The following is a 13,237-nucleotide window of genomic DNA, read 5'->3' on the forward strand; positions in this document are numbered from 1 at the left end:
TTTTTTTAGTTACTTTTTAGATTAATATCCAGGGTTTTGAGGTAAACCGTCAGGGTTAATATTTCGTTCGCTTTGAGGAATTGGATAAAGATTATTTCTTTCTGAAACCGAATTTTTAGCCGTTACTTTTTTCACTTCAGTAACCAGAGTTCCCCATCTTACCAAGTCGAACCAGCGCTGTCCTTCCTGAACAAATTCTTTTTTACGTTCTTCCTGAATTGCCGCTCTAAACGTTGTCTGGTTTAGCCCAGCCAAATCAACAGCTGCATCTGGAGTCGTAATCGGCTTTCCAAAAGCTCTTCTTCGTACCTGATTGATTAATTCGTAAGTTTCTGCAGTTGGTCCGCTTTGTTCATTTATCGCTTCCGCTAAAGACAATAAGATATCGGCATAACGAATAATTGGAAAGTTAATAGCGACATTTCCAGGCGTTGCCAAATTGGTTAAATCCAAGTATTTTTTGAAAATTGGTTTCGGAAATGTGTATAGCGTTCCAGTTGTCGGATTCAACAATTGTTTAGCGTAACTCACATCTCTTCTTTTGTCTCCAGGCGCATAAATGTCATAAAACAATGCTACGTCTGAGATAATATCTGCTGGTTCTGTTGCCGTAAATCCAGTAAATGATGTTGATTGAAAAGTACTTCCGCTAGATCCGTTTCCTGCTTGATTAGGTTCAAACTGAACAGAAAAAATATGCTCTTTTCCGTTCTTTTTAGTTTTTGTGAAGATATCTTGAAAATCTTCAAACAAAGCATAACCATATCCGCCGTTAATTACTTCTCTAGCTTTTAAAATTGCATTTGGCCAGTCTTTTCTCGTCAAATAAACTTTTGCCAAAATTGCTTTTGCAGCTCCAGAAGTTGCACGGCCGGCATCTGCAGCAGTGTAAGTAGGAGGTAAAGCTTCAGCATCAGTCAAGTCTTGAATAATCTGAGTATAAACTTCTTCTACAGTTGCTCGGTTGGTTTTTAAGTCTCCTAAATTAATAGATTTTGCTTCGTGTAAAACAATTGGAACACCGCCCCAAAGACGCACTGCTTGAAAGTACAACAATCCTCGTATGAATTTTGCTTCATTGATTAGTCTAGTTTTGATTACTTCATTTCCAGCTACTTTCGGTATATTATCAATCGACACATTCGCTCTGTTGATTCCATTGTAAATTTGTCTCCAAGCTACTTGAACACGGTCATTTGTTGCATCATGCGTTAAACTGCTCATTGCTCTAACTTGCGGATTTGTGGCAGAAACTCCAGCTGCAGCATAATCTGAACCCATATCTGTTAAGAAATAAAGGTTTCTTCCAAACAAACTCTGCTCTCCCGGATCAATACTTAACGAAGCGTAAACTGCAGTTACACTAGCTACAGCATCATCCTGGGTTATAAAGTAATTGTCTTCTGTTACAAAAGAGGTAGGCGTTACCTCTAGTTCCGTGCACGATACAAGTAAACCGGCACTAAAAAGGAATGTTATAATAATCTTTTTCATTTTATATTTTTTTTACTTAGAAAGTTACGTTCAAGCCCGAGATGAATGTTTTAGAGTTTGGATAAGAACCAAAATCAATTCCCGGATATAAGTTGTTTTGTTCGTATGAACTTACCTCTGGATCATAACCAGTGTATTTTGTCCACGTAATTAGGTTTTCTGCTGAGATATAAAATTTCACGCTTTTTGTTCCTAATTTTTTAGAAACGCTTTTTGGTAAAGTATATCCTAATGTGATTAATTTTAATCTTAAGAAGGAAGCATCTTCTACATAGCGCTCAGAAACAATTCCTAACGGAGAACTTGTTGCCCTAGGAATTTCATTGCTTGGGTTTGTTGGTGTCCAGCGATCATTTAAAGTAGATGCTGCATTTGTTCCCAGCGTAGAAATTTCTAACTGCTGATTTAAAGCATTGAAAATTTTACCGCCATAAGATCCTTGAAAAGAAAAATTTAAATCAAAATCATGATAAGATATCGTGTTGCTGAAACTTCCAACAAATTTTGGCTGAGACGTTCCTAAATTTCCTTTGTCCAATGCATTGATAACGCCGTCGCCATTTGCATCCACATATTTTCTGTCTCCGACTTTTGTATTGGCTAAACTGTTAATTTTTGGCTGTGTATTTACTTCTTCCTGAGTTTGGAAAATCCCGTTTGTTTTATATCCCCAGAAGCTTCCCAAAGGCAGACCAACTTTTACAATAACAGGCTGCTGCTGTAGTAGAGAACCATTTGGAACTACAGGGAAAAATTCATTAACGCCATTTCCTATTTCTGTAACTTTATTTTTATTGGCAGAAAATACGATGTTTGAATTCCAAGCGAAATTTTCTGTTTTGATGTTTTCTGTTGTCAAACCAATTTCAAGACCTTTATTTTCAACACCTCCAATATTTTGAAGAACAGTTGCATAACCCGAACTCAATGGAACTGGTACATTGATTAACAAATCTTTTGTTTTTTTGTAATACACATCAAATACAAAATTGATTTTTCGATCTAATAATGATAAATCCAATCCAACATTATATTGATTTGTTTTTTCCCATCTTAAATCTGGATTTGCCAATCGGGTAGGAGCCAATCCGGTATACAATGTACCTCCAAAAGAATAGTTTACAGAACCCATTGAAGCCAGCGAAAGATAATTTCCAATTTCCTGATTTCCTGTTGTTCCAGCAGTAATTCTAAGTTTTGCTTCTGTTACACCTTTTATGTTATTTGCAAATTCTTCGTCAGTAATATTCCATGAAAATCCAGCAGAAGGGAAGTAACCCCAAAGTGATTCTGAACCAAATCTAGAAGAACCATCTGCACGTCCAGACACTGTGAAGTTGTATTTTCCTTTATAAGAATAATTTACTCTTGCCAGCCATGATTTTAAAACACTTTCGTAAGCATCGCTGTACGGTTTTACTGGCACACCATCTTGCAAAGCATTGTATGTATTAGCATCATTTACAAATGTCTGTGCTCCTGCATTCACAACTTCTCCTTTTGTATATTGAAGTGTATAACCTCCTAAAGCAGAGAATTTATGATTTTCGCCAAAATTTGTATTGTAGTTTAAGGTATTTTCATTTAAAACAGAACTTACTGCTCTTTCACCAACAGAAGCTAAACCTTTTGTTCCTGCACCATTTGATGTGTTTGCAGGAGCGTAGTAATTTTGCTTTGTATTGATGACATCACCACTTACTGCAACTTTAGCCGTTAATTTTTTAGTGATTTTGTATTCACCAAATAAGCTGGTTAAAATTCTATTGATTTTAGTTTCGTTAGTGGTATTTTCTAAATCATTAATGGGGTTAGGAACATAACCATTTACAGAAGTAGCATACGGGTTATTAGTAACATTATAACTTCCGTTGTCATTTTTTATAGGCACTACTGGAGCAGTCAATAGAACACCAACTAAAGGATTTGGATTTCTTCCTCCGCTGCTGCTGGCACCTACACCATTTGATACTGAATTGGTATAATTAGCATTTACACCAAATTTGAAATTCTGAGAATAATTTCTTTCGTAGTTAGCACGAAGTGAAATACGTTTAAAATCACTACCCAAAACAATTCCGTCTTGATCAAAATAACCAGCAGATATGGCATATCTTGATCTTTCATCACCTCCAGAAAAAGACAAATTATGACTTTGTATTGGTGCTGCAGTTACAAATGCCGCAGACTGCCAGTCATAATTTCCAGAAGTTTTTAAGGCTTCTATCTGCGCTGCAGAAAAAGAAGGCGCCTGACCAATACTGGCTTGAACATCGTTTCTTAAACTTGCCCATTCGCTGGCATTCATTATCCTAAGTTTTTTCGAAATATTCTGAAATCCAAAATAACCTTGATACGAAATATTATCTTGTCCCTTCGTTCCTTTTTTAGTGGTAATAATGACAACACCATTGGCACCTCGAGAACCGTAAATTGCTGTTGCAGAAGCATCTTTCAATACTTCGATTGATTCAATATCGGCAGGGTTGATAGTTGACAAAACATTAACACTAGAACCTGCATAAGCTACTCCCGCAGAGCTGTTAGAATTATCATTGTAAATTAAGATTCCATCTACAACATACAGCGGTTCATTACCAGCAGTTATAGAGTTTCCTCCACGAATACGAACACTAGAAGAAGCACCAGGACGTCCAGAACTTTGCGTAACTACCACGCCAGAAATAGCGCCTCTTAAAAGATTATCTGCCGAAGAAGTTACCTGAGATAAATTAGCTTTAGGCACAGAAGCTACAGAACCTGTAATGTCTTTTCTTTTCTGAGTTCCGTATCCAACAACTACTAATTCATCAAGTTCTTGGCGTTCTTCTTTAAGACTAATGGTAACTGGATTTTTTTCAACAATAATTTCTGCTTTTTTATATCCAATGTAACTTACAAGTAAAGTATATGGAAATTTTTGTCCTGTCTGAAAATAAAATTTTCCTTCCGCATCTGTCACAACGCCGTGAGTTGTTCCTTTAATTGTAACAGATGCTCCTATAATTGGCTGATTTGTAATAGCGTCTACAACAGTTCCGTCAAGTTTAGACTGTATAAGAGGTGTAGTATTTTGGGCATGTATTCCCGCCGTTATGAAGAGTAGAAACAGCGGTATGTATATGTTTAACTTTTTTTTCATTTCTTTGTACTGGTTTTAAGTAATTAACAAGACGCCCTGAGCACTGTTTATACAGCACTCTAAAAGTGTTCTTGATTTAGTGATAAATGTTCTTTAAGCCTTGCCATTTCTGTTGCCGCAGAAATGGCTTTTTTTATTTACAGCAGCAGGTTTGCATTGTTTTCATTTTAGTTTTTTTAGTTGTTAGTTATTTAAATTATTGAATAATAGGTGTGGTTTCAAGAATCCATCCAACGCAGAAAATGCATCAGAAAGATTTTTGGGTAAAATTCAGTAAATATTTTTTTGATAGTGTTTTTAAGAAATTTGCTGTAACAGAATATCAAATAGCAAATAAAATAAAAGTAGGTTTTAGCAACAGAAGCACATATAACAGCAAGTGTTATAAGTGTACTTTTTAGGAAGAATGTAATACGATATGCTTTCTGTTGTTTTCACAATAATAGTTTTTATGGTTTGAAATATTATTTTAAACTCTACTAATCCTATAGACAAAGTTAATTTTTATATAATAAAAACCAAAAGTTTGTTGATTTTTTTTTGAAAAAACTTCGCTTATATATACGTTTAAACTTCTATTGTATTTGTTAAGCCCTTATTTTAAAGAGATTTCAAAAGAACATATACTTCGAACATTTGTTAAAATAAATTTTTCCTGCTGGTTGAAATGTAGTATTTTACATTATTTTAAACCCCAATTTTAAGGTTTTTAATGTCTTATATTCAGGCAAAAAATGTTAAAAACTATCATATAACCTTTTTCAAATTAAAAAACAGATTAATTGTAATGAAATTTTAAAGTTGATTTTGAATAAATTAAAGTAATTTTATAAAGACGAAAAAGAAAATTCAAAATTTGATCCATCCTAATATTAAATACTTATATTTGTAATAAGTATTTATACTTAGTTTAACTAAATAAATAATGATAGAAGTAAAAGAAGCTTTAGAAATTGTAGCAGCGAATAGTAATGCTATGCCAACGCAGAAAATTAAAGTACAGAAAGCGCGAGGCTATGTTGTGGCAGAAACAATTTACTCGCCAATTTCTATGCCTCCTTTTCGTCAATCTGCAATGGATGGGTATGCTTTTACGCACAGTATAAGACATCAATACGATATTGTAGGGATTTCTCAGGCTGGAGATCACTCCAATATCAAACTAAAACAAAATGAAGCCATCAGAATATTTACTGGTGCCTATGTTCCACACGATGCTGATACAGTGGTAATGCAGGAGCATGTAATGGCCAATACAGATTCAATTCTAATTGCTCAAATGCCAGAGAAAAATACAAATGTTCGTGCAAAAGGAGAGCAAATTGCGAAAGGAGATGTTGTTTTCGAACCTAATACTTTGCTGACTCCTGCCGCAATTGGATTTCTAGCTTGTTTGGGAATTACAGAAATTGAAGTGTATAAAAAGCCAAAAGTAGGTATTTTAGTTACTGGAAATGAATTAGTAGAGCCTGGAAAAAAACTAAAAAAAGGAAAAATATTCGAAAGTAATTCTATTATGCTTCAGGCAGCACTTGAGACAATTGGAATCGAAAAAACGAAAGTTTACAGAGTAAAAGATAATCTAAAAGCCACGAAGAAGGCATTAAAATCAATTTTAAAAAAGAATGATATCGTATTAATTTCGGGTGGAATTTCTGTAGGTGATTATGATTTTGTAAAAGAAGCATTATTGAAAAATGGAGTAGAAGAACTATTTTATAAAATCAATCAGAAGCCTGGAAAACCAATGTTTTTTGGATCTAAAAAAGATACTTTAATATTTGCACTTCCAGGAAATCCAGCTTCGTCATTGACTAATTTTTATATTTATGTTTTGCCGGCAGTGAAAAATAAAATGGGTTTTTCTGAAATTCATAAACCAAAAGTAGTTCGAAAGCTAAATTCTGAAATCAAAAATGATACAGGGAAGACGTTGTTCTTAAAAGCAAAATACGACGAAACAAACGTGACGATTTTAGATGGTCAAAGTTCGGCGATGCTTAACTCTTTTGCTATTGCAAACGGATTGGTAATTGTAGAACAAGATGTAGAAAATATAAAAGAAGGACAATTAGTGACTATTTTGCCAATTGATTAGTTTTTTTTAAGAAGAAAGAAAATAGAAGAAAGAAAATAGAGAAAAGAAAATAGAGAAAAGAAAATAGAAGAGAGAAAATAGAAGAGAGAAAATAGAAGAAGAAAATAGATTGAAGCAAAAAAACGATTAAACAATTTAACAATTAAACCAAAAAATGAGTCTCCTTAGTTCCGAAAATATAGTATTATTCAGTTTCGCCTTAATCGTTATTGCGTTTTTATATTCAAGCGTTGGGCACGGCGGAGCTTCGGGTTATTTGGCTTTGATGAGCATTTTTGCGTTTCCTATTTCGATTATGAAACCATCTGCTTTATTGTTGAATTTATTTGTTTCCAGTATTTCGTTTTTGTTTTACTACCGAAATAATTATTTTAAACCAAAGCTCTTTTATCCGTTTGCAATTGCGTCTATTCCTGCGGCATTTATTGGTGGTTTTATAACGTTAGATAATACAATTTACAAAATAGTTTTAGGAATTGTTCTCGTATTTGCGGCATTAAGATTATTCGGGATATTTAATTTTAAAGAAAAAGAAGAAGTAAAAATTAATTTACCTTTTGCATTATTAATTGGTTTTGCCATCGGATTATTGTCAGGCATGCTGGGAATTGGAGGCGGAATAATTTTAAGTCCGATTTTATTGTTTCTAGGATGGGCTTCTGTTAAAGAGTCGGCAGCGATTTCGAGTTTATTCATTTTTGTAAATTCATTTGCAGGAATGCTGGGATTTTTTTTAGGAGGAAAAACAATTCCGATAGAAAGTTTTTATTTAGTTCCAATTGCGGTAGTAGGAGGAATGCTAGGCGGATTTTATGGAAGTGGTTCTTTTTCTAACCGAACATTAAAAATGGTTTTAGGAACAGTCATTTTGATGGCAAGTATTAAATTGATTTTTCCTTGAAACTAAAATATTAAATGATTGCTATATGAAACATAGCCGACGGTTTCGACCATCGGGATAAAGATTGGCAACCTGAAACGTGAAACAAAAAAAAGTCATGGAAGCACTAACAGTATTTATTCTTTGCGGCGGAAAAAGCTCAAGAATGCAGTCAGAAAAAGGATTGGTTTTGTTTCAGGATAAACCATTCATTGATCACATTATTCAGGCGATTCTGCCCATTACAAATCAAATAAAATTAATCACAGCATCTAAAGACTATGATTATCTGGAATATGAAAAAATACCAGATTTGATTGTAGATAAAGGTCCGCTGGGTGGAATTTACACAGCATTATCTCATTCTGAAACCGAATTTAATCTGATTTTAAGTTGTGATATTCCGTTGATTTCAACCGAATTATTGCAGGAGTTAATTTCAAAACATACGAAAGAGGCGGGAATTACAATTTTTGCATCAGAAAGTAAAACACATCCTTTAATTGGCATTTATTCGAAAAATATTGTTCCGGTAATAAAACAAGCAATCGATTCTGATGAATTGAAAATGATGGATTTGCTGGCCAAATTACCGCATCAGATTATAAAAATAGAAGAAAGTGAAAATTTTCCTTTAACCAATATTAATTCAATGGACGAATTAGATGACCTCAATATCAATTTAAGTTAATTACTATGCGAAACTTAAAAACACCAAAATTGACGATTGTAGGCGCAGGTCCTGGAGACGTCGAATTGATCACAATGAAAGCCATAAAAGCACTGAAAAATGCAGACGTAGTTTTGTACGATGCTTTGGTTAACGAGGAATTATTAAACTACGCAGCAAATGCAGAAATTGTTTTTGTTGGAAAACGTCTTGGCTGTCACGCCTATACACAAGATCAGATCAACGATTTGATTGTGAGTATGGCAAAAACATATGGACATGTTGTCCGCTTAAAAGGCGGTGATCCTTTTGTTTTTGGGAGAGGAAGTGAAGAAATTGAATTTGCAGAACAATTTGGAATTGAAACAGCAATCGTTCCCGGCATTTCATCTGCGTTAGGAGTTCCTGCATCGGTCGGAATCAGCTTGACGCAACGTAAAGTTGCCGAAAGTTTCTGGGTAATTACGGGAACAACTTCAGATCATAAATTATCAAAAGATGTTGAATTGGCTTCGAAATCGGCTGCGACCGTTGTGATTTTGATGGGAATGCATAAATTAGATGAAATCATTTCTATCTATCAGGAAAACAGAAATGATGATCTGCCAATTGCAATTATCCAGAATGGAACTAAAAATTCAGAGCAAAAAGTAATTGGAACTGTCAATACAATTAGTAAATTGGTATCTGAAAAAAATATATCATCACCAGCAATTATAGTTATTGGAGAAGTAGTGCGAAATACGTCAAGCTGGATTTCGTATTTTCAAGAACATTTTGATGACGAATTTATATTTCAGAATTTAAATTTATAAGAATGATCGAGGTAAAATATTTTGGAGCTGTTGCTGAAAAAACAAAATGTGAATTCGAAAAGTTATCTTTTTCCGAAGAATTATCACTGCAAAAATTATTGCAGAATTTAAACGAAAAATATGAATTTGAATCATTGAGTTTTAGCGTTGCAGTAAATCAAAAAATAGTTTCAAAAACTACAGATCGCGTTTTGCAGGCAAGTGATATTGTGGCTTTATTGCCGCCATTTGCAGGAGGATAATACATATGGAAACATCAAATCGATATAACCGACAAATAATTCTTCCTGAAATAGGAGAGGAAGGACAATACAAATTACTGAAATCGAAAGTTTTGGTTGTTGGAGCTGGAGGTTTAGGCGCGGCAATTCTGCCCTATCTGGCTGCAGCAGGAGTTGGCGAAATCGGAATTATTGATGATGATCGTATTGAAATTTCAAATCTGCATAGACAGGTTATTTACAAAACTTCGGCTGTTGGAAAATCAAAAGCAAAAGAAGCCAAACTGATGATTTCAGAATTGAATCCGCAGGTAAAAGTAAAAGCATTTTCAGAGAAATTATCAGGGAAGAATGTTTTTAATTTATTTGAAAAATATGAGATAATTGTCGATGCAACAGACAATATTTCGATTAAATATTTAATTAATGATGCTTGTCTGGTTTTAAATAAACCAATGGTGTATGGATCGATTTTTAGATTTCAGGGGCAGGTTTCAGTTTTCAATTATCAAAACGGGCCAACATACAGATGTTTGTATCCCGAGGAAAATAATAATGCTTTGAATTGTGAAGATGCCGGAGTAATCGGAGTTTCCGTTGGAATTATCGGAATGTTTCAGGCAAACGAAGTTTTGAAAATGATTCTTGGTATAGGAGAAGTTTTAAGCGGTAAAATATTAGTTTATAATATTCTAAATAACGAACAGCAGAAATATGATTTTGAAAAAAGCGATTTTCAAATAATAACCAGAGAAGCATTCGACCAAAAATACAATAAATCGGAAACCGAAGAAGTAAGTTTTGAATTGATTTTGGGTGAAAAACAAAACGATGCCGTTTTATTTCTAGATGTTAGAAATACTGATGAATCACCAAAAATCAATTTAAAAAATCAAATCCAGATTCCTTTAATGAATTTAGAAAATGAGATTGAAAAATTAGATAAAAATCAAACCATTTATATTTTCTGCCAATCGGGAATTAGAAGTAAAATTGCAGTAGAATTACTTCAAAAACATCAATTTAAAAATATAAAAAGTATTGCTGGAGGTGCTTTAGCAATGAAACAATCGTTGCATGAAAAATCCATTCTAATTAATAAATAATAGCTACTATGAAAAAAGTTATTTTCGGATTGTTTTTGTTTTTTTGTTTTTCTCAATTCGGTTTTTCACAAAACCAAGTTGATGCTACTGGTGAGACAGAGCTTTATGAAGCTTATGATAAAGCAGATAAAGAATTGAATAAAGTTTATAATCAGCTGAAAAATAAATTAGGAACAAAAGATCAGACAGCTTTAGTTGCTGCTCAAAAAGACTGGATAAAATTTAGAGATTCAAATTGTAAATTTAAATGCTATTCTGAAGGTGATGGTGGTGTTATAGCAAATAAAATGTACGCAGATTGTAGAATGCAGCTTACCATTAGCAGAACAAAGGAATTGAAAAGTTTGGTGAATGGCTTTTAAAGTCCTTATTAAAAAAATTTAAAAATGAGTAAAAATGTATTTGTAGAAGGGCCAATTGCTCCTGAGTTTATAGCGGAATCTATCGCTAAACATCAATCCAAACATACGATTGGTGCGCACAATATTTTTTTAGGACAAGTTCGTGCCGATGTCATTCACGATAATACTGTAATAGCGATTGATTATTCAGCCTACACCGATATGGCAAATGAAGCTTTGTACACGATTCGCGAAAAAGCTTTTGCTAAATTCGATTTAACCTGCATGCACATTTACCATAGTCTGGGCGTTGTAAAAGCAGGCGAAATTTGTTTGTTCGTGTTTGTTTCGGCAACACGCAGAAAACAAGTTTATGAAGCGACAGAAGCCATCGTAAACTGGATTAAAACCGACGTTCCGATTTTTGGCAAAGAAATGTTTGAAAACGATACATTTACTTGGAAACAAAATAGTTAATGGTAGATATTACACATAAAATAAGTACATTAAGAAAAGCAACCGCAACCGCAATTGTAAAAGTCAGCAGACAGGAAACGATTGATGCTGTGGTAAATAATTTGGTCCCAAAAGGAAATGTGCTTGAAATGGCAAAAACCGCGGGGTTATTTGCGGTTAAAAATACACATTTATCTATTCCGGATTGTCATCCAATTCCAATTGAATTTACTTCGGTGGAATATAAAATTGAAGGTTTGGAAATTCAGATCATATTCAATGTAAAAACCGTTTATAAAACGGGAGTTGAGGTTGAAGCCATGCACGGCGCATCTATCGTGGCGCTCACAATGTATGATATGCTGAAACCAATAGATAAAGAAATTGAAATTTCGACAATCAAATTAGTCAATAAAGAAGGCGGAAAATCTTCTTTTAAAAATAAATTTCCAACCGCGATAAAAGCGGCTGTTTTTGTTTGTTCCGATTCAATTTTTGCGGGTGATAAAGAAGATCGTTCCGGAAAAGCAATTGTTGAAAAATTAGATTCTTACGGAGTCGAAATTTCTCATTATGAAATCATTCCCGATGAACTGGATATAATTCAAGAGAAAACAAAAGCTTTCGCAAAAAATCATCAGTTAGTTATTTTTACGGGAGGTACAGGTTTATCGCCAAGAGATGTAACTCCAGAAGCGCTTTCGCCGATTTTAGAAAGCAGAATTCTTGGAATCGAAGAAGCAATACGCAGTTACGGACAACAGAGAATGCCTTATGCAATGCTTTCAAGAAGTGTCGCTGGAACGTTGGGTAAAAGTTTGGTCTTGGCACTTCCGGGGTCAACAAATGGAGTAAAAGAGTCGATGGACGCTGTGTTTCCACACGTTATGCACGTCTTTCATATTTTAAAAGGAAAAAATCATGACAGCCTCTAACACTATTTTGACGGATGTTTTTGGGCGTAAACACAATTATTTACGCATTTCGCTGCTGGAAAAATGCAACTTGCGTTGTACGTACTGCATGCCGGCGGACGGAATTGCGCTTTCTCCAAAAGCCAGTTTAATGACGGCTGAAGAGATTTTTGGTATCGCTCAGACTTTTGTAAAAAATGGTGTTGACAAAATAAGATTAACGGGCGGAGAACCTTTATTAAGAAAAGATTTTCCAGAAATAGTTTCTAAATTATCAGATTTAAATATCTCACTTTCGATAACCACTAACGGAATTTTAATTGATCGTAATATTGAAGTTTTAAAACAGTTTAAAATCAAAAACATCAATTTGAGTCTAGATACTTTAGTTTCGTCGAAATTTCATTCGATAACACTTAGAAATCAGTTTGAGAAAGTAATTGACAATCTGCATTTGCTTTTGAATAATGATTTTAAGGTAAAAGTAAATGTGGTTTTAATCAAAGGATTTAATGATAACGAAATTGTAGATTTTGTTAAACTGACGCAGTTTCTGCCTATTTCTGTCCGATTTATTGAATTCATGCCTTTTGCAGGGAATGAGTGGGACAGGAGTAAAATGGTTTCGCAAAAAGAGATTTTATCTTTGGTAGAAAATGCTTTTTCTTCAGATGAAATTCAAAAATTAGAAAACGAAAAAAACTTTACTTCTAGAAATTTCAAAATAAAAGGTTTTCAAGGTGATTTCGGAATCATAAGTTCTATTACAAATCCTTTTTGTGACAGCTGCAACCGAATCCGCTTGACGGCAGATGGCAAAATAAAAAACTGTCTTTTTTCTAATTCTGAAACTGATTTATTGACTGCTTTTAGAAATGGAGAATCAATTGCAGATTTGATTTCAGAATCCATTCAAAATAAAAAGAAAGTCCGCGCTGGAATGGTTACCATTGACGAAATGGACGATCCAAAAAAACACTTTGATAATCGCAGTATGATTGCGATTGGGGGATAGGTTATTTAATTATGAATTGTGAATTGTGAGTTGTGAATTGTGAGTTGTGAATTGATAGTTGCGATTTACAAATTGTTTTAACGAT

12 protein-coding genes are annotated in these 13,237 nt (G+C 33.9%); 10 read left to right on the forward strand and 2 right to left on the reverse strand.

What is annotated here, in order from left to right; all coding sequences use genetic code 11:
• Window positions 1-21 precede the first annotated feature (21 nt).
• Both EDB96_RS07825 and EDB96_RS07830 read right to left on the reverse strand, forming a co-directional pair.
• Window positions 22-1,494, reverse strand: coding sequence for a RagB/SusD family nutrient uptake outer membrane protein (locus tag EDB96_RS07825; RefSeq protein WP_057116592.1), 1,473 nt, complete (start codon window positions 1,492-1,494; stop codon window positions 22-24).
• Window positions 1,495-1,510: 16 nt separating this feature from the next.
• Window positions 1,511-4,636 (reverse strand): SusC/RagA family TonB-linked outer membrane protein, encoded by a 3,126-nt coding sequence (locus EDB96_RS07830; protein ID WP_134140036.1) that lies wholly within the window; start codon window positions 4,634-4,636, stop codon window positions 1,511-1,513.
• A gap of 925 nt (window positions 4,637-5,561) precedes the next feature.
• On the opposite strand from EDB96_RS07830, the gene glp reads away from it, so the two are divergent.
• From glp to moaA, 10 genes are all read left to right on the forward strand, one after another.
• Window positions 5,562-6,734 (forward strand): gephyrin-like molybdotransferase Glp, encoded by a 1,173-nt coding sequence (gene glp / locus EDB96_RS07835; protein WP_134140038.1) that lies wholly within the window; start codon window positions 5,562-5,564, stop codon window positions 6,732-6,734.
• 154 nt (window positions 6,735-6,888) lie between these two features.
• Window positions 6,889-7,635: a sulfite exporter TauE/SafE family protein gene (locus EDB96_RS07840; RefSeq protein WP_134140040.1), complete on the forward strand. Its 747-nt coding sequence runs from the start codon at window positions 6,889-6,891 to the stop codon at window positions 7,633-7,635.
• Window positions 7,636-7,732: 97 nt separating this feature from the next.
• Complete coding sequence (locus EDB96_RS07845) at window positions 7,733-8,305, forward strand: molybdenum cofactor guanylyltransferase (protein WP_134140041.1); 573 nt, start codon at window positions 7,733-7,735, stop codon at window positions 8,303-8,305.
• A 5-nt stretch (window positions 8,306-8,310) separates the two neighbouring features.
• A complete protein-coding gene (cobA, locus tag EDB96_RS07850) occupies window positions 8,311-9,099 on the forward strand; it encodes a uroporphyrinogen-III C-methyltransferase (RefSeq protein ID WP_057116586.1) in 789 nt (262 codons plus the stop codon).
• 2 nt (window positions 9,100-9,101) lie between these two features.
• On the forward strand, window positions 9,102-9,341 hold the full coding sequence (locus EDB96_RS07855) for a MoaD/ThiS family protein (RefSeq protein WP_057116585.1): 240 nt from the start codon (window positions 9,102-9,104) through the stop codon (window positions 9,339-9,341).
• A 5-nt stretch (window positions 9,342-9,346) separates the two neighbouring features.
• Window positions 9,347-10,426 carry a HesA/MoeB/ThiF family protein gene (gene moeB / locus EDB96_RS07860; protein ID WP_134140043.1) on the forward strand — a complete coding sequence of 360 codons (1,080 nt, stop codon included), beginning with the start codon at window positions 9,347-9,349 and terminating at the stop codon, window positions 10,424-10,426.
• An 8-nt stretch (window positions 10,427-10,434) separates the two neighbouring features.
• Complete coding sequence (locus EDB96_RS07865; protein ID WP_134140044.1) at window positions 10,435-10,788, forward strand: lysozyme inhibitor LprI family protein; 354 nt, start codon at window positions 10,435-10,437, stop codon at window positions 10,786-10,788.
• Window positions 10,789-10,812: 24 nt separating this feature from the next.
• Window positions 10,813-11,244, forward strand: a complete 432-nt coding sequence (locus EDB96_RS07870; RefSeq protein ID WP_134140045.1) for a molybdenum cofactor biosynthesis protein MoaE — start codon at window positions 10,813-10,815, stop codon at window positions 11,242-11,244.
• Window positions 11,244-12,158 (forward strand): bifunctional molybdenum cofactor biosynthesis protein MoaC/MoaB, encoded by a 915-nt coding sequence (moaCB, locus tag EDB96_RS07875; protein ID WP_134140046.1) that lies wholly within the window; start codon window positions 11,244-11,246, stop codon window positions 12,156-12,158. The genes EDB96_RS07870 and moaCB overlap by 1 nt, the downstream gene beginning before the upstream one ends.
• Window positions 12,145-13,152 carry a GTP 3',8-cyclase MoaA gene (moaA, locus tag EDB96_RS07880; protein WP_134140048.1) on the forward strand — a complete coding sequence of 336 codons (1,008 nt, stop codon included), beginning with the start codon at window positions 12,145-12,147 and terminating at the stop codon, window positions 13,150-13,152. Before moaCB ends, moaA begins: the two co-directional genes overlap by 14 nt.
• Window positions 13,153-13,237 lie beyond the last annotated feature (85 nt).

It is taken from the genome of Flavobacterium sp. S87F.05.LMB.W.Kidney.N, from assembly GCF_004366435.1.
Lineage (GTDB): Bacteria > Bacteroidota > Bacteroidia > Flavobacteriales > Flavobacteriaceae > Flavobacterium.